The following is a 16,269-nucleotide window of genomic DNA, read 5'->3' as shown; positions in this document are numbered from 1 at the left end:
ACGAAAAGGAGCAGACATGGCTGATGACGGAGGACGGGACCGGCGTTCGGTGCTGCGGGGCGCCGCCGTGCTGGCCGGTGCCGCCGCGGCCGCACCGCTACTGGGGAAGGCCGCCACCGCGTCAGCCGACACCAGTGACGCGGACGCGCTGTTCAAGGCCGGGAAGTTCGAGCGGGCGGGCCGCGCGTACGAGGAGATCCTGAGGACAGACCCCACGAACCTGCGAGCGGCCCGCCAGCGCGGCTATGTGGGGCTGCTGTCCAACCGGTTCCCCGAGGCTGAGAAGTACCTCAAGATGGCCCTCGCCCTGGCGCCCGGCGACAAGGACACCAACTTCTTCCTGGCCGACTGCTACATGCGGCAGGACAAATTCGCCCTGTCCGCACCATGCTGGCAGGCGGCCGGCCGCGCCAGCTACGCCAAGTGGTTCGCGGCGATCAGCGGCGAGGCGTATCAGATCCACGGCGACACCGCGCGGGTGGAATTCACGCAGATGGACCCGTTTCCACTGGTGGAGGCCTCGCTCAACGGCGGACCGGCCAGGCGCTTCCTGCCCTACACCGGCGCCCCGAATCTGAACCTGCGCGGGTCGGTGGCCAAGGAGTCCGGGCTGAGCCCCCTCTTCAGCGAGGAGGCGGATTTCGGGCAGGGCATCGTACGGGCGCACTACGGGATACTGGACTCCTTCAAGCTGGGCGACCTCGAACTGCGCAACCTCCCTGTCAGCTGGTCGGAGACGGAGTCGGGCGAAGACGTCGACACTGACAGCGACGGCCTGATCGGCACGTGGGTGTTCTACCACCTGCTGACCACCTTCGACTACGCGGGCCGGTCGCTGATTCTGCGCCGCCCGACCCCCGAGGCCGCCGGCAAAGCACGCGCCGCCGCCAAACGGGCGGGCGCCGAGCGCCTGCCACTGTGGCTCGCCCGTGAGCACCAGCTGCACAGCCTGGGCAGCATCGCCGGCACCGCCAACTCCGGCCCACGGGTCGTGGGCGTGAACTTCGGCGGAATCGGCGAGATCGTCGCAGGCATACACGGGGACACGGCCAAGCAGTTGCAGATCCGCACCGACTACGACCGCCCGGTCGAGACTGCTGCCCACAACCACCCAATCGTCGCCTACCCCTGCTACCCGAAGGAGCTCCGCCTCGGCGACGCCGTAGCCAAGGACGTGTACTGCTTCACGAACCCACAGGCCGCGCTCGCCCCCTTCGGATTCGACCTGCTGGCCCACTTCGCCCACTGCTTCTGGAAGCCCTACAACATCACCCTCGACTTCACCGACATGAACCTCTACATCGCCCGCGGCAAGGCCGCCTGATCACCCCGACCGCACGGCCGGTGCCGCACCCGGGAGCGTCCCGGCCGTCTCGGGGCAAGTGGCGATGAGGCCGCACCTGCGGTGAAGGAGGGTGAACGCTGCCTCGCGGATGACCACGCGGGCCGCCGTCGAGGATTTTCTCCAGGCACTCGAACGTGTGGTCCACGCACAGCGAGGCGAAGTGAGCGCAGGCGCCAATGCGCCAGTCGGTGAATCTGGCGTCGATGGGTGATACCGGAATACGAGCGAAACGTGCCACGTGGCCCACGGCCGGGGCGGATTGCCGTCCGATCTTGCACTCGCTGCCCGGCAGGTTACGCGAGCGCGGAACAGGATGCGGGCGCCTCAGGTGGGCTGCCCCGCGCACAGGTCGACCCGGCCGCCCGGATCGGGATGTCCACGGTCCGGCGAGCTTCTTCTCACCGCCGACCCCGCGTTCACGCAGCTCGTTGGCCTCCTGCGGGGTGAGGGCAGGCTTGCGGCCGGTGTAGACGCCGGAGGCCTTGGCCGCGGCGATGCCCTCGCGCTGGCGCTCCAGGATCAGGGCCCGCTCGAACTCGGAGAACGCGCCCATCACCGACAGCAGCAAGGCGGCCATCGGGGAGTCTTCGCTGGTGAACGCGAGGTTCCCCTTCGCGAACTCCACCCGAACGCCTTTGCCGGTCAGTAGCCGCACCAGGCATCGCAGGTCATCCAGGTTTCTGGAGGGCAGGTCCATGGAGTGCACTGACCAGGGCCCGGGCAGACGCTGGCGAGCGAGGGGTTGCGGCCGTGGCGTTTGCCGGTGGGGATGATCAGGTCCTTGCGGATGTCTTCGACGCGTTCTCCGGCTGCGCGGTGGCGCAGGAGCGTGTGGAGCATGTCGTCGGTGATGGCGGCGGGGCGTCCGCCGTGGTTGCCCTTGCGCGCGGCGGCGTCCAGGCCCTCAAGGGTCGCCTCGCGGATGTTCTCAGTCTCGGCCATGGCGGCGAAGAAGGCGAACAGCATCCGGCCGGGTTGTAGATGCCCTCCAGGACCAAGCCGTGGGTGGTGAGGTGGCCCCAGTGCGGTGAGTTCGGCAGCGTCGCGGCCGAGCCGTTTCATCTCGTAGACGGTGCGGATGACGCGGCAGTGCGGGGCGTCGGCCTTGATCTGCTGGGCGGTAGCCAGGGTCTTTTCGAACCGGGGGGAGGTGCGAGGGTGTGACACGATCATGACACGGCGCGGACGAGGCGGGGACACGCACCATCGACAGTGGATGAGGTTGACCGGCGAGCAGGTCACGGAACGCGTGGTGACGGTCGGCGGCGTGTCGCGAGTGTCGATGGTGGTGGTCCTCGCCATCTACGACACCTTCGTGGGACCCATCGGCGAGACGGCACGACAGATCATCACGTGATCCGCCCGTGCTTTGCCGGCCCTTCTCATCGCCTCGAAGGAGTTGTTGTCTTGAAGCACTTGTCCGTAGCCGCCGTAACGGTGGCAGCCCTGCTACTGGCCACCGCCTCGCCCGCGACGGCCGCCGGTGCCACCGCGGTCGGCGACGTTCGGCAGGCCATGAAGACCCTGGCCGAGACGCCCGGCGTCGTGGGCGCGATCGGCGGCGTGTACGTGGACGGCAAGCTCGCCGGCCAGGGCACCGCCGGATCGCGGCTGCTCAACGGCCAAGGCGGCACGATCCCGGTGGGCTCGCGCTTCTACATCGGCTCGCAGACCAAGCAGATGGTGGGCACCGTGCTTCTCCGGCTCGTCGAGGAGGGCAGGCTCGCCCTGGACGACAAACTCGCCGACCTGCTGCCCGAAGTGGCCGACGGCGACCTGGTGGAACGGGCCGACGAGATCACCGTCCAGCAGCTGATCCAGCACACCTCCGGCATCCCCGACTGGTGGTCCCGCGGCGGATCCGAACCGGCGTTCGACGTCTTCGACTTCACCACCTACTACCGGCCCATCGACATCGTGAAGACCACGCGGGGCCTGCCGCGTACCGGCGAGCCGGGCAAGGAGTTCGCCTACTCCAACACCAACTACACCCTCATCGGCATGATCATCGAGAGAGTGACCGGCGGTACCCTGGCGGGCGAGCTGGACCGGCGCCTTTTCCGCCCGCTCGGCATGACCCGCACCTACGCGCTCACCAAGCCGCCGGAGGGCATCAAGGGCCCGCACGGGCACGGCTACTACCCCGACTCCACCGGCACCCTGCGCGACATGCATCGCGCCAACGCCAGCTGGGGCTTCGGCGCCGGCAATATCGTCTCGACCACGCATGACGTCAGCGCCTTCCAGCGCGCCTTCAACCAGGGCAAGCTGCTGCCGCCATCCCTGCAGAAGGTCCTCGCCGGCCCACCGCGCAGCGCGAAGCAGAGCACGGGCCAGTGCGCAGACGACCTGCAGATGCAGGGCGGCTCGGGGCTCGGCTACACCACACTGATCCTCTACTCGACCGATGGCCGGCAGCAGTTCGAGATGTCCGTCACGCGCAGCACCACCGACGACAGCGCCATCATCCCCGCGATGGTCAAAGCCGGCCAAGCCGTCCTCTGCCCGACGGGCGTCGCGTAGCACCGGCGCCTGCTCGTCGGTAAGGTTCTGGGGGCTGGACAGGCCAAAGGAGGAGCGCAGGCGATCCCCCTGACCCGATTCCGTACAGGCCCTGGACCAGGGCCTGGAGGACGGCAAAGGGCCATGCCCTTGCAGGGGCCCTGACGGCTGCGCAGGCGAGGATCCGTGCCGCGCTGGGCACGGCCCCGGTGGCACCGTCGGTTCAGGCGTAGGAATCCGCATGTACTACTTCGTCTTCACCGGCATCCACCTGCTGCACCTGCTGCTCGGAATGGCCGCCTTGGTGATCATGTACCTGATCGCTCGCAAGCCTTCACCGGGAAGAAGGGATCTGCGAAACCTCGAGGCGGGAGCATGCTATTGGCACCTCATCGACCTGCTCTGGATCGTCCTGTTCGCCCTGCTCTACCTGATGAGGTGATGAGGTGCCCATGCCCTCCGAGACTTCGAGCAGCGCGAACCGGGCGGTTGTCGCCTGGCTCGTCCTCGTGGGTGCGACCGCGGTCTCCTGGTATCTCGGGGACGGCCACGGGGCCCGGCAGTTCGCCACCGTGGTCGTGCTCGCTGTCGCGTTCGTCAAGGTCTACCTCGTCGGACGGTACTTCATGGAACTGGGACAAGCCCTTCGAGCGCTCCATCTGCTGTTCGGCGGGTGGACCGTGGTGGTGTGTGCGGCTCTCATGACGACCCTCATCGTCGCCGGCCATTGAAGCGTCACTGAGCCCCTGGTCAGAGCCGCGGCCGAGGCCCGTCCGGGGACCTGGAAGGCGTTGCGCAGCCGCTGAAGTCCGAGGCCGCTTCATCCCGTAGAGCGCCTTATGGTCCTCAACGAACTTGAAGCGGTTCACCAGTTCGTATCGCCCGCGAAAAGCTGGGCCGCCTTGCGCAGGCGCTCTTACCGGCCATGGTCGCGCCGGCCGCGCCTTGCCTGTCTTCGCGGCGCGCACCCGTACCCGCAGCGTCTCGCGGCTGGTCCCCAGATCCCTCGCGATCGACGTGATCGTCCGGTCCGCCCTCGACAACACCAACGCCACCGCGTCGGCCTTGAATTCGGGCGGGTAGTTTCATCACCATCAGTGTCATCTGTCCTGCCTGCGCTGTCGCGGGAACGCCGCATGACGTCCTCGCCGCGTCGCATCGTCGCCGAACTGGATTGGGAACTCGCTCAGGCTCGTGAGGAAATGGGCGGTGCCGGCAACGTTGCCCAGCTCCCACGTCCGCGGCGACGGAGAAGTATCTGATCCCCGCGGAGTGTTCAGGAGTGGATCGATCAGGCATCAACCTGGGTGGCGCACAAGGCGGCGGTCACGCCTTGGCGTGCACCCGACGGGCGGCGACCAAGGATGCCACAACGAGGGCGGTGAGCACGCTCCAGTAGAGGAAGCCCCGGGCGCCGGTCGTACGCAGGTTCTCGGCCAGGTAAACCAGGCCGGGAAGCAGGTAGACGGCGGCCGCCAGCGCCCAGCGGCCGTCCCTGACGGCCAGCGTGGCGGCCAGCACCAGCAGCAGGGCCACCACCTCGATACCCGCCCGCCCGACGACCCAGACGGGTTCCCACATCGGCACCTGCATGAGCTGCAGCGCCCAGCCTGCCAGCGGGACGAGCAGCCACCGCGGCGACCGGGTGGGCATCGTCGCACCCCACCACCGGGCCTTTCCGGATGCGCGGCCCACCCACACGCGCCGAACGGCCAGCACCGCGGACGCGGCCGCGACCACCCAGTAGGGCGCGACCGGCGCGAGGTCGCCGTACATCGGACCCATGGTGAACACTGGGCTGCCGAGCCCCGGGATCATGGGCCAGCTCGCCATCACCGCGGCGACCGCCGCAAGGGGAGCCGCGACCCGCATCCATCCCCGCACGAGCGCCACCATCAGGACGATCCCGAGCGCCGTCCACGCCGGGTAGTTGACGTGCGGCAGGACGGGAAACAGCGCGAAGGTGACAACCGCCACGATCAGCACGCCGAGATGCAGACCGTCGGCCCACGGCGGCACGCCGTACGGACGGGTACCCCGGACGCGGACGGTGAACCCGCCGGCGAAGAGATGCAGCGTCTCGCGGAGCGACGGCCGACGAGCCCCCGGCCGGGCCGCCTCCATCAGTGTGCCGATCAGCTCCTCGCCGTGCTCGGCGCGATACTCCTTGGGATAAGCACGCAGGAGACGGCGGTACCGCAGTTCGAGAATGTCATTCATCCGTTCGTCACCCCGCTTGGCCGCAGGACGAGTGTGGCAGCGCGCTGCAGCCGGGCAGCCTGAGCACGGACGGCGCGCACGCCGTCATCGGTGATCCGGTAATAGCGCCGTGGACGCCCGTTGACGGTCTCCTCGCGGTCCAGCCGTACCCAGCCGGTCTCCGAGAGCCGGTCGAGCGCGCTGTACAGGGTGCCGACGGCGAGGTCCACCTCGCCGAGCGACTGGGTTCGGGCCCGTTTGATGATCCCGTATCCGTGGAGCGGTTCTTCCATCAGGGCGACGAGGATGAAGTACGTCGCCTCCGTCATGCCGATCACCGCCCTGACTATATATCGACCGTCGAAGTATGGGGAAGGGGTGCCTGCATGGGCCACCGGCGGCGTTTGCCCCCCATGCAGTCAAGGCCCCCGCCGATCTGCCAACCGCGTGGCCGCCCTCCTCAAGTTCGTCGCACTCGTGAGTGGCGAGAGCGCGGCGAACATCTGCGCTGACGTGGGCGATAGATCAGGTGGAGCTTGCGCGGAGAAGGCGTGTTTCCCGGCCGCGTTACGCTCACATCCATCAGCCACAGCAGTTCCGCCTCCGTTCCCAAGCCCGGAGCGAGGGAGAGCTCTTCGTCCTGGTTTCAGGGGTGAGAAGTGGCCCCACCTATCGATCCCGGGATCATCTGTCTCCCGGGTGCTCTTGCGGGGTCTTCGTTCGCGACGGTGGTGGTTGCCGTCTCTCTTGCTGCTCACGCCGGAGGTGCTGAGCGAGGTGCGGGTGTTGCGGTCGCCGTCGAGGGGGACCAAGGTCCCCGCCGCGCGGCGCCTCACCGTCGGTGGCCTGTAGTGTGCGGAAATGACAAGAAGTGAGCGGCTCGCGGAGCAGTTGGACCGGCACTGGCGCAAGAACCTGCGGCCGCGGCTGGACGGTCTTGCCGATGAGGAGTACCTCTGGGAGCCGGTGCGCGGCTGCTGGAGCATCCGCCCACGTGGCACGTCGGCCGCACCGATGTCGGCAGGTTCGGGGGAGTGGACGATGGACTTCGCGTCCCCTGACCCTGTGCCGGCGCCTGTGACCACGATTGCCTGGCGGCTGGCGCACATCATCGTCTCGTGCCTGGGCTATCGGGTCGGATGGCACTTCGGCGGCCAGGACATCGACTCCGAGACATTCGCCTACGCGGGGACCGCTGACGAGGCGCTGAAACAGCTCGATGAGATGTACGGGAGATGGAACGCGGGGGTCCGTGCACTCTCGGACGCCGACCTGGAGAATCCGCCCACGGTGGGTCCCGAGCGGTTTCCCATGGAGGGCATCGTCCTGCACGTCAACCGGGAGCTGATCCATCACGGCGCCGAGATTTCCCTGCTGCGCGACCTCTACCGCTGGCAGGACGGAGCCGTACCGCGCCGCATATGACTTTTCGGTAGTAGGCGATCGAGCTTCGGACATGCAGGTAGAAGGCCCGGGAGCACGTCAAGCGTCCCAGGTGGACGGTGGCCCTGTCCAAGGGGTTGTGGATGTTGTTGGGGCGGTCCCTGCGCAGCAGTGTCACCTCGTTGCCGCAGAACACCAGGGCGCTGACACGGATCTTCACGCGAGCCGAATGGCGACAGCGCGGCCGAGCGCGGAAGGAAGGGCCGGTCTCACTCTGACCAACACGTTCCTTCCGCGCGACACGACGGGCGCTTCGCACGGGAGGCGGTGCGCCGCCTGACCGGTGCGACGGTGATGCAGCGCGGCTGGGTGGACGAGGCCGAGATCGAGGTGTTCCTGGCCGCCGGACACACCCGCGCCGCCACGTGCAGGACGTCGTGCAGGACATCGTGCTCGGGGTCGGGATGAAGCCGCTGTCGCACTACACCGACCACATCGCCCGCACCCCGCAGGTGGCCGCTCGGTGCCGTTACCTGGAGCGGCGCTCACGGCCGGTGTTCGACGCCTTGGCCGCCGACGGCCGCGGCCCGCCCGCCGTCGCCGGCTTCTTCGAGCAACCGGTGGCTGCGCGCTGCACCGGTGAGCACGCCCGCTGGGAGTGCCTGGTCACCAACACGCACGCCGGAGCAGCCGGCGAGGTGGCCGAGGTCCGCGACGTTCTGGACGCGCGCTCGAGGCCGCCGAGCCCGGGCTGCTGCCCTGCGCACGCGCCTACCGGAGCTTCGCATTGGCGAGGCCGCCGTGGACCCCTGCCGTTCACCACTGACTCCGGCAAGGGGCAGCCGCCTTGCGGACTCAGTGTGGAGACGGCTAGTGAATCGGTTCGATTGGATGGTCGGTGTCCAGGAGGCCGGTGCGCCGGCGCGTCCTGGACACGCCACGCCGCCACCGATGAACGTTTCATCGGCTCGCCCGCCGTGACAGTGCGACCGCGCCCGGTCAGCTCCGATCGGGCCGCTTCGGTACGCGCCGGAAGAGAGCGGGCCCTTGACGGATCTTCTCGCGTCATGTTTGCTCCGCCACATCACCACCTCAGCAGGCCGGTGTGAAGGAGCCCCGGATTGGCCAAGGCGATGTTAACGCTAACAACGATATCGGGATCGCCGCCGGCATGCCGAAGGGACAGCACCCGACCGTGCCCGCCGTGGGCCGGTTACGGCGACCACTCAGCACGATGCCAAGTCGCCGATCCTTACCGAAGGAGGTCCTCGTGTCCACAACAGGCAGGCCGGAGCGCAAGGGCATGAGCGCGAACATTGCTACTCGATTCGACCCGCTTCCAGGCCGTACGTGGGGACGATGGTGCGCCGCCGCGCTGATGGCCGTGGCCCTGGTGATAGCGGGTACGGCGATGGGGACGGGCGTAGCCGCCGCGGAGTCCAACGGCGGGGTACGGGTCATGCCCCTGGGCGACTCGATCACCGAGGGCACGCAGGTGCCGGGCGGGTACCGGATCGGGTTATGGCAGCGCCTGGCCGCCGGCCGCTACACGGTCGACTTCGTCGGGTCGCAGTTCAACGGGCCGGGCAACCTGGGCGATCACGATCATGAGGGCCATCCCGGGTGGCGGATCGACCAGATCGACGCGAACATCACCGGCTGGCTGCGTACGTACACGCCGCGCACGGTGCTGCTGCACATCGGCACCAACGACGTCCTGCAGAACTACAACGTGGCCGGTGCCCCGCAGCGGCTGTCCACGCTGATCGACCACATCACCACGGCCGTGCCCGACGCGGACGTCTTCGTCGCCACCATCATCCCGCTGTCCAACTCCGGCCAGGAGTCGGCCGCCCGCACCTTCAACGCCGCGATCCCCGGCATCGTCCAGAGCAAGGTGAACAGCGGCAAACGTGTCCACCTGGTCGACATGCACAGCAAGCTGACGACCTCCGATCTGATCGACGGCATCCACCCCACCGCCGGTGGTTACGACAAGATGGCCGCCGCCTGGTACGGCGCGCTTCAATCGGTATCGGGCAGCATCGGCCAGCCGGGGAGCGGCACCCCTGGTGCGGGCGCGATCAGGGGTGTGGGGTCGGGCAGGTGTCTTGATGTCGCCGGCGCCTCGCAGGCGAACGGCGCGCAGGCGCAGATCTGGGACTGCAACGGCCAGGCCAACCAGCAGTGGACGCCGACCGCGAGCGGTGAGCTGCGGGTCTACGGCGGCAAGTGTCTGGACGTTTACGGCGCCGGCACCGCCGACGGCGCCAGCGTCATCATCTGGGACTGCAACGGTCAGACCAACCAGCAGTGGCGCTTCAACTCCGATGGCACCATCACCGCCGTGGGGGCGAACAAGTGCCTGGACGTCCCGAACTACTCCACCGCCAACGGCGTGAAACTCCAGATCTGGACCTGCGGCGGCGGCGCCAACCAGCGCTGGACCCGCTCTTGACGCACGACATCCCGGAGATCTCCCCGACACCCCCGGTAGGTAGAGGAATCAGATGCGCAGAATTCTTGGCTTAGCAGTGGCGGCGGTACTCGCGGCCGGTTCCCTCGTCGCGATCGGCGGCGCGACGTCGCCGGCCGCCGCGCTGGACAACGGCCTGGCCCGCACGCCCCAGATGGGCTGGAACGACTGGAACAGCTTCGGCTGCAACGTCAACGACTCCCTGATCCGTCAGACGGCTGACGCCATGGTCTCCAGCGGCATGGCGGCGGCAGGCTACACCTACGTCAACATCGACGACTGCTGGTCCACCAAGAGCCGCAACTCCAACGGTGACCTGGTGCCGGATCCGCAGAAGTTCCCCAACGGCATCAAGGCCGTGGCCGACTACGTCCACTCCAAGGGGCTAAAGCTCGGCATCTACTCCTCGGCCGGAACCACGACGTGCGCGGGCTATCCGGCCAGCCTGGGCAACGAGCGACGCGACGCGGCGTTGTGGGCGTCCTGGGGGATCGACTACCTGAAGTACGACAACTGCGGTGACCACCGGGGCCAGAACGGGCAGCAGCGGTACACGGCCATGCGGGACGCGCTGGCCGCCACCGGGCGTCCGATCGTGTACAGCCTGTGCAACTGGGGCCAGGAGAGCGTGTGGACCTGGGGGATGCCGGTAGGCAACTCCTGGCGCAACACCGGCGACATCGCGGCCAACTGGAACTCGATCATGGGCATCCTGGACCAGCAGGTCGGGCTCGACGGGTACTCGGGCCCCGGCGGGTGGAACGACCCGGACATGCTGGAGGTGGGCGTCGGCGGGGTGACCGGGACCGAGGGCCGCGCGCACTTCAGCCTGTGGTCGCTGCTGAACGCGCCGCTCATCGCCGGAAACGACCTCCGTACGATGAGCGCCGACACGCGTACGATCCTCACCAACACCGAGGTCATCGCGGTCAACCAGGACTGGGGCGGCAGGCAGGGCCACAAGATCAGCGACAACGGCAACCTGGAGGTCTGGCGCAAGCCGATGTCGAACGGCTCGGTCGCGGTCGTCCTGCTCAACCGGGGCACCTCCACCTCGACGGTCTCCACCACCGCCTCCGCTCTGGGGCTGGGGTCCGCGTCCTCCTACTCGGTGCGCGACCTGTGGGCGCACACGACGTCCTCCTCGTCCGGGACGATCAGCGCGTCGGTCCCCGGACACGGGGCGGCCATGTACGTCGTGACCGGCGGGGGCATCGTCACACCCCCGCCCGCAGGTGCGATCAAGGGCGTGGGGTCGGGCCGGTGCCTTGATGTCCCGCAGGGGAACGGCACGCAGGCGCAGATCTGGGACTGCAACGGCCAGGCCGGCCAGCAGTGGACGGCGACCGAGGGCGGCGAGCTGCGGGTTTACGGCGGCAAGTGCCTGGATGTGTACAACCGGGGCACCGCCGACGGTACCAACGTCATCATCTGGGACTGCAACGGACAGGACAACCAGAAGTGGCGCTTCAACTCCGACGGCACCATCACCGCCGTCGGGGCGAACAAGTGCCTGGACGTGCCGAACAACGCCACCGCCAACGGCACCAAGCTGACCATCTGGTCGTGCAACGGCGGCGCCAACCAACGCTGGACCCGCACCTGAGCCGCCTTCGACACCGTCCTTCACCTGCACCGGCTTGTGAGGGACGGCGCCCTGGTGGCCGCCGCACAGCGTGATACGGCGAGACCGAACGCGCTGTGGCCTGTGCGCGACGACGCCATGAACGGCCGCGTTCGGGTGCACCGCTGTGGTGGTGCGCCCAACGCGCCTTGTCCGCCCGGAAGCCCAGCGCCACCATGACCGGCGCGTGGCAACGGGGCGGAGAGGGCTGCGGTTGATCGTGCGTGATCAGGACTCGCTCTCTTGGCCGCCGTAAGCACGCAGCAGCCGGTCGTACTCCGCCTGGGTGAGGGGGAGCACCGAGCCGTGCTTGGCTCCAGGGGGCAGTTGGTAGCTCGTCGAGGGCGTCCACTTTCCGGAGTCGAGATCGGTGGTCTCGAACGGGACGTAGTTGCGCCCCCCGAATTCGTCGATGAACAGGTACCACCTCTCTTCGGTGTTCGACTTGAACACGGCCGGGCCTTCGCCACGGTCGATCTCCCCGTCGCCGATGCGGTCGGCCACGAAGTCATAGGTGGTGGAGGTCAGTTCTCGGGACTTCTCGGCGGTGATGAGCTTGGCACTGGGCACGGAAGGCGTCTGGTCCCGCTCGTCCTTGGTGTAACGGTAGTAGACGCCGTTGTGCTTGATCACGGCCGAGTCGATGACCGCATGCCCTGGGTCGTGCCAGATCTTGGGTTCGCTGAACTCGCGGAAGTCGGTGGTGGTGGCGTACAGCATCCGGTTGTAGGTCGTTCCGGTGTGATCCGGGTCGTCCTGGGCGTAGAGCTTCGAGGCCCAGAAGACGACGTACTTGCCGAGTTCTTCGGCGTAGCACGCCTTCGGCGCCCAGGTGTTGCCCGCGGTGTCGCCGGACACCTTGACGAGGCGCTGACCGGTCCAGTTGACCAGGTCCGTGGAATCCCAGACCACGATCGACTTGCTGCCGGTGCGCTCCGCTCGGTCCCAGATGAGCTCCGCCGGGCCGCCGGACGTCCGCAGATCCGTGGCGATCAGGTGGAACCAGTCGCCCCCGGGGGCACGGATCAGGAAAGGGTCGCGCACTCCCTTGGTGCCGAGGTCGGAGGTCAGGATCGGCTTTCCGGCGTTCAGTTCCCGGTAGTGCAACGGATCGTTGCCGAGGCTGAGCGCCATCCGGATCCGTTCGTCGTCGGCGGCGGGGCTGCCGACGAAGTAGACGAGCAGGTAGCCGGCGTAGACCGGTTTCGGTTGATGCACAAATGCTCCTGAGCGGGGGAAAGGACGGGAGGGAGATGTCCCGGGCCTGCGGTGTCCAGCGTCGGGGCCGAGTCGTTGACTGCAGACTGTACTGCGACCGCGACGAGCCCGAAGGCCGTGATCAGAGGTGGTTCCGCTCGGTCCACCTCCTCGGCGGCCTGGCCGTCGAAGACCTCCAGCCGGTACGGCACGGCGTCCGGCCCGCCGAGAAGCACCGTGACGGTGTCCACCCGCCACAGGCCTTCGAGGTCGACGCGGACCCAGGCGCCCGGTCGGTTCGTGGCGCTGATCCAGCCCTCGCCGGTGGAGTAGTCGGTGACCAGGTGCGCGGGCCGGTCGGCCAGTGAGCCGCTGCTGAAGACGGGCCTCTTGGCCGACAGCAGGCGCGGGGCGCCGGAGGACGGCATGAACGAGCGCGAGGGCGGCCCGGGGGACAGGCGGCGAGGCCGGCCACGCCACGCTTCCCCGCCGACGGCCTCAATGGTCAGCTCCACCGGCGCCAGCCCGTCCGCGCCGGTCCGCAGCGTGTTGGGGCCGGCGAAGGAGGAGCGGAACTCGATCCCGCCGACCCCGTCGAGCAGGCCGCGATTGTCCGGGGACAGCGTGATCGAGGTTCCGGTGGGGAAGATGCCGCCGCCCTCGACGACCTCGATCCGGACCGGGCGCTCGTCGGCGACGACGCGGCCTGACGCGTCGACCAGCTCCACCATGACCAGCGTGTCGTCGGTGCCGTCGGTGGCGATCGTCATGCGGTCCGCGCTCAACCGCAGGGTGGTCGCGGTGCCGGGGAGCGGCCACGGGGGCGGTTCGACGCCCCGAAGCTCGCGGCGGTACCAGTACCAGGACCGCAGCGGGAGCCGGAAGTAGTCGATGAAGCCCATCCGGCCCATGTCGGGCACGATGCTGCCGTGGTGGATGCCGCACCACAGGGCGATGCCCGACCGCCAGGCGTGCGGGGTCTCGACGCCGTGGGCGTAGCGCGGCCCGTAGGTGCCGGGACGGTCCTCGATGACGCTGCCGTACTCGGAGACCAGGCTGGGCCACGGCGGCTTGTGGCAGAGCGAGGCCCCGTCGCCGTTGTAGCCGGCCACGTCCCCGAGTTCGTCGAAGCCGCGGCGCTGGGCGCCGCCCACCGCGGCCGGCCGGGTGGGGTCGAGCTCGTGCACCAGGTCGACCAGGCGCCGGGTCAGGTCCTTGGCCTGCGGGATCAGGAGCGAAAGCGCATGTCCGCTGCATGTCAAGCAACTTGTTATCAAGCTGCTTGACATGCTGGCCGGGAAACTTTCATCGTCGCGGTCGCGCGATATCGTCTCCCGGTGACCGACCGCGTGATCTCCCCGGCCGACCCGCCCGACCCGCCCGACCCGCCGGACCCGGCCGGCCCGACTGACCCCCTGACGCCGCGGGTGAGCTATCTGGTGTTCCGGCTGGAGCGCTACATCCGGAGCCGACTGGACGAAGCGCTCACCCGGCACGGCGTCACGACCACCGAGTACATGGCGCTCAGCGAACTGCGGCTGCGTGACGGGCCGTCCTCGGCGGACCTGGCACGCATCGCCTTCGTCACGCCGCAGGCGATGAGCCTCGTCATCCGCGACCTCGAACGGCGCGGCCTGATCCGCCGGGACCCGCAGCCCGGCGCGGGCCGGATGCTGCGTGCCCGCCTCACCCGCAAGGGCCTGTCCACCCTGCGGCGCTGCGACCGCTCCGTCGACGAGATCGAAGCGGTCATGTTCGCCGAGGTCGACGACACCGCGCGCAAGACGCTGGCGGAAAGCCTCACGGCGTGCGCCCGCGCCCTGCGTCCCTGACCTGCGCCGCCGCGTCAGCCTGGGCGGCCGGCGAGCTGCCGATCGGCACCGGGGCGTGCTTCAGTGCGACGCGGTCATGCCGACTGCCGCAACGACATCACGGCCCATGGCGCGAGTTCGACATCGAGGTCCAGCACGCCGTTGTCGGGCACGGTCAGCGTGAACCTGAGGAGCGAGTCGGCGACTCCGCGCAGGTACTCGCTCTCGGCTCGGGACGGGTTGAGGGGGGACCCGAGCCGGTACCAGGCCTCGGCGGCGTTCCCGTGCTCCCAGTCCACGATCTCGACGAGAAACGTGGCGCCCGGCTCCAGTCCGCCGATCGAGTGGTGGATCCTGCGGCTCGGCCCCAGCTCGGCCAGCGCGCGGGCGGCCGGGTAGGAGTTCTCCGAGGCGACACCCCTCATGGCCATGTCCTCGGGATAGTTGAAGAACACCGCCGAGACGGCCGACGTCCGGCTGTCACGGGTCACGACCCCGTCGGGCGTCGCGAGGAGCAGCCGGTCGCCGAGCCGTTCCAGCATCGTGAACGCGTGGAACGTGGGCTTGTGGATGCCGCCCTCGTTCACCAGGCCGAACCCGCCGTGGAACGGCCCCATCCCGGCGCCTCCCTCCTCGAACACGTCCGTGAAGGTCCAGTACGAGATCGAGTCGGCGAGGGTGGCGCACTTGAGATACGACCGCGTGATGGAGGTCGCCGCGAACGGCGTGTCGTGGATGAAGTCGCGGGCCGACGGCGACGTCGACCACTCCGTGATGTGGATCTCCGCCTCGGGATACGCGCTGTTCTTCACGAGCTTGCGCAGGAGGGTCAGGTCGTCGAACGTCGCGTCGGCGTACCGGGTGATCTGCACGGCCTCGCCGTCGGTGCCGTACGCGAAGTCGGTGGGGTACAGGTGGGTGGAGATGAAGTCGATCGGGAGCTCGCGCTCGGCGCACCAGGCGATGAAGTCCTCGATCCATACCGGGCGCCAGTCGAGCGCGTCCACGTCGGCCGCGGCGGCCGTCTCGTGCATCGCGGAGCGGTCCTCAACCTCGCCCTTGTAGCGGTCGTCGGGCACGAAGACGCTCGTCGAGGGCCCGCCCACCTTCAACGCGGGATCGATCTTCTTGATCGCCCTCACGGTCTGCTCGTAAAGCTCGAAGTACTCGGTCTTCGTGCCGGTCCAGAAGTGGGGAACCAGGTTCGGCTCGTTCCACACCTCGAACCGCCACTCCCGCACCTCGGCGAGGCCGTACCGGTCGATCCAGTGCTCGACCGACCTCGTGACCAGCTCGACCCAGCGCGCCATGTCCTTGGGCGGGCTGCAGTGAGCGCCCCACCAGAACACCGTCTCCGTCTGCGTCGCCAGCTCGCGCGGCATGAAGCCCAGCTCGACGAAGGGGCGGACCCCGCAGTCCACAATGAAGTCGAACACCTTGTCCACATAGCTGAAGGTGTGCACGGGCGCGGCAAGGGGCGTGTTCGGGCCGAAACCGCTGCCGTAGCTCTCCCGGTACACGAACATGTCGTCGTGAAAGACGCCGTGAAAGCGGATGTACTGGATTCCGCATGCGGCGACGACGTCGGCGAACTGCTCTCGCCAGTCCGCGCGCAGTGCCTCGTTCGCCCGTCCGGCGCCGATACACCTGCTCCAGACGTGCGGAAGCGCACTCTCGTCGCACAGCCTGCCGTCGATCCGGAATCGGGTCATGGTCTCACTTCTCTTCGGGA

At 68.5% G+C, this 16,269-nt stretch carries 17 protein-coding genes and 1 pseudogene; 10 read left to right on the top strand and 8 right to left on the bottom strand.

Annotation, left to right across the window (positions count from 1 at the left end):
* Positions 1–16 precede the first annotated feature (16 nt).
* Positions 17–1,324 (top strand): aspartyl protease family protein, encoded by a 1,308-nt coding sequence (locus HD596_RS49660; RefSeq protein WP_185076278.1) that lies wholly within the window; start codon positions 17–19, stop codon positions 1,322–1,324.
* Here the strand turns inward: HD596_RS49660 and HD596_RS66215 are convergent.
* Positions 1,281–2,042 (bottom strand): recombinase family protein, encoded by a 762-nt coding sequence (locus HD596_RS66215; protein WP_185076277.1) that lies wholly within the window; start codon positions 2,040–2,042, stop codon positions 1,281–1,283. The two genes, HD596_RS49660 and HD596_RS66215, sit on opposite strands and share 44 nt — an antisense overlap.
* The gene (locus HD596_RS49650) at positions 1,988–2,518 is read right to left on the bottom strand and encodes a recombinase family protein (RefSeq protein ID WP_221519961.1); all 531 of its coding nucleotides are present in this window, start codon (positions 2,516–2,518) and stop codon (positions 1,988–1,990) included. The genes HD596_RS66215 and HD596_RS49650 overlap by 55 nt, the downstream gene beginning before the upstream one ends.
* Positions 2,519–2,561: 43 nt before the next feature.
* Here HD596_RS49650 and HD596_RS49645 point away from each other — a divergent pair, with 43 nt between their 5' ends.
* From HD596_RS49645 to HD596_RS49630, 4 genes are all read left to right on the top strand, one after another.
* Positions 2,562–2,702 (top strand): hypothetical protein, encoded by a 141-nt coding sequence (locus HD596_RS49645; RefSeq protein WP_185076276.1) that lies wholly within the window; start codon positions 2,562–2,564, stop codon positions 2,700–2,702.
* 80 nt (positions 2,703–2,782) lie between these two features.
* Positions 2,783–3,868, top strand: coding sequence for a serine hydrolase domain-containing protein (locus HD596_RS49640; RefSeq protein WP_221519960.1), 1,086 nt, complete (start codon positions 2,783–2,785; stop codon positions 3,866–3,868).
* A 220-nt stretch (positions 3,869–4,088) separates the two neighbouring features.
* Positions 4,089–4,289: a cytochrome c oxidase subunit 3 gene (locus HD596_RS49635; RefSeq protein ID WP_221519959.1), complete on the top strand. Its 201-nt coding sequence runs from the start codon at positions 4,089–4,091 to the stop codon at positions 4,287–4,289.
* Positions 4,290–4,299: 10 nt separating this feature from the next.
* On the top strand, positions 4,300–4,578 hold the full coding sequence (locus HD596_RS49630) for a cytochrome C oxidase subunit IV family protein (RefSeq protein ID WP_185076274.1): 279 nt from the start codon (positions 4,300–4,302) through the stop codon (positions 4,576–4,578).
* Between the two features lie 258 nt (positions 4,579–4,836).
* On the opposite strand, the pseudogene HD596_RS66005 reads toward HD596_RS49630, so the two are convergent.
* The 3 genes and pseudogenes from HD596_RS66005 to HD596_RS49615 form a co-directional block, all read right to left on the bottom strand.
* Positions 4,837–4,893 (bottom strand): annotated as a pseudogene (locus tag HD596_RS66005) (hypothetical protein); the annotation flags it as partial.
* A 280-nt stretch (positions 4,894–5,173) separates the two neighbouring features.
* Entirely contained in the window at positions 5,174–6,067 is an 894-nt protein-coding gene (locus HD596_RS49620; RefSeq protein ID WP_185076273.1) for a hypothetical protein, read from the bottom strand.
* Complete coding sequence (locus tag HD596_RS49615) at positions 6,064–6,375, bottom strand: PadR family transcriptional regulator (RefSeq protein WP_185079201.1); 312 nt, start codon at positions 6,373–6,375, stop codon at positions 6,064–6,066. Before HD596_RS49615 ends, HD596_RS49620 begins: the two co-directional genes overlap by 4 nt.
* Positions 6,376–6,907: 532 nt before the next feature.
* Here HD596_RS49615 and HD596_RS49610 point away from each other — a divergent pair.
* The 4 genes from HD596_RS49610 to HD596_RS49600 all read left to right on the top strand — a co-directional run bounded on the left by HD596_RS49610 (position 6,908) and on the right by HD596_RS49600 (position 11,511).
* Positions 6,908–7,471 carry a DinB family protein gene (locus HD596_RS49610; protein WP_185076272.1) on the top strand — a complete coding sequence of 188 codons (564 nt, stop codon included), beginning with the start codon at positions 6,908–6,910 and terminating at the stop codon, positions 7,469–7,471.
* A 285-nt stretch (positions 7,472–7,756) separates the two neighbouring features.
* A complete protein-coding gene (locus HD596_RS61015; protein ID WP_221519958.1) occupies positions 7,757–7,897 on the top strand; it encodes a hypothetical protein in 141 nt (46 codons plus the stop codon).
* 802 nt (positions 7,898–8,699) lie between these two features.
* A complete protein-coding gene (locus HD596_RS63045; protein ID WP_313046585.1) occupies positions 8,700–9,887 on the top strand; it encodes a lectin in 1,188 nt (395 codons plus the stop codon).
* 76 nt (positions 9,888–9,963) lie between these two features.
* On the top strand, positions 9,964–11,511 hold the full coding sequence (locus HD596_RS49600) for a glycoside hydrolase family 27 protein (RefSeq protein WP_313046583.1): 1,548 nt from the start codon (positions 9,964–9,966) through the stop codon (positions 11,509–11,511).
* Between the two features lie 246 nt (positions 11,512–11,757).
* On the opposite strand, the gene HD596_RS49595 is transcribed toward HD596_RS49600, so the two are convergent.
* Positions 11,758–12,669: a glycoside hydrolase family 43 protein gene (locus HD596_RS49595; RefSeq protein WP_512699286.1), complete on the bottom strand. Its 912-nt coding sequence runs from the start codon at positions 12,667–12,669 to the stop codon at positions 11,758–11,760.
* The gene (locus HD596_RS63040; RefSeq protein ID WP_246555398.1) at positions 12,618–13,988 is read right to left on the bottom strand and encodes a hypothetical protein; all 1,371 of its coding nucleotides are present in this window, start codon (positions 13,986–13,988) and stop codon (positions 12,618–12,620) included. Before HD596_RS63040 ends, HD596_RS49595 begins: the two co-directional genes overlap by 52 nt.
* Positions 13,989–14,063: 75 nt before the next feature.
* On the opposite strand from HD596_RS63040, the gene HD596_RS49590 reads away from it, so the two are divergent.
* A complete protein-coding gene (locus HD596_RS49590; protein ID WP_313046582.1) occupies positions 14,064–14,558 on the top strand; it encodes a MarR family winged helix-turn-helix transcriptional regulator in 495 nt (164 codons plus the stop codon).
* 74 nt (positions 14,559–14,632) lie between these two features.
* Here HD596_RS49590 and HD596_RS49585 read toward each other — a convergent pair whose 3' ends face one another.
* On the bottom strand, positions 14,633–16,249 hold the full coding sequence (locus tag HD596_RS49585) for a GH39 family glycosyl hydrolase (protein ID WP_185076269.1): 1,617 nt from the start codon (positions 16,247–16,249) through the stop codon (positions 14,633–14,635).
* Between the last annotated feature and the right edge of the window lie 20 nt (positions 16,250–16,269).

This window comes from Nonomuraea jabiensis (assembly GCF_014204795.1).
In the GTDB taxonomy this organism is placed as follows: Bacteria; Actinomycetota; Actinomycetes; order Streptosporangiales; family Streptosporangiaceae; genus Nonomuraea; species Nonomuraea jabiensis.
The sequence above is the reverse complement of the archived record's forward strand: the minus strand, read 5'-3'. Positions and strand labels throughout refer to the sequence as shown.

Coding starts and splice junctions, on each gene's coding strand:
- HD596_RS66215 (WP_185076277.1), bottom strand. CDS start 2,042: ATGGACCTGCCCTCCAGAAACCTGGATGACCTGCGATGCCTGGTGCGG.
- HD596_RS49620 (WP_185076273.1), bottom strand. CDS start 6,067: ATGAATGACATTCTCGAACTGCGGTACCGCCGTCTCCTGCGTGCTTAT.
- HD596_RS49610 (WP_185076272.1), top strand. CDS start 6,908: ATGACAAGAAGTGAGCGGCTCGCGGAGCAGTTGGACCGGCACTGGCGC.
- HD596_RS49635 (WP_221519959.1), top strand. CDS start 4,089: ATGTACTACTTCGTCTTCACCGGCATCCACCTGCTGCACCTGCTGCTC.
- HD596_RS49630 (WP_185076274.1), top strand. CDS start 4,300: ATGCCCTCCGAGACTTCGAGCAGCGCGAACCGGGCGGTTGTCGCCTGG.
- HD596_RS49645 (WP_185076276.1), top strand. CDS start 2,562: ATGAGGTTGACCGGCGAGCAGGTCACGGAACGCGTGGTGACGGTCGGC.
- HD596_RS49650 (WP_221519961.1), bottom strand. CDS start 2,518: ATGATCGTGTCACACCCTCGCACCTCCCCCCGGTTCGAAAAGACCCTG.
- HD596_RS49585 (WP_185076269.1), bottom strand. CDS start 16,249: ATGACCCGATTCCGGATCGACGGCAGGCTGTGCGACGAGAGTGCGCTT.
- HD596_RS49660 (WP_185076278.1), top strand. CDS start 17: ATGGCTGATGACGGAGGACGGGACCGGCGTTCGGTGCTGCGGGGCGCC.
- HD596_RS49615 (WP_185079201.1), bottom strand. CDS start 6,375: ATGACGGAGGCGACGTACTTCATCCTCGTCGCCCTGATGGAAGAACCG.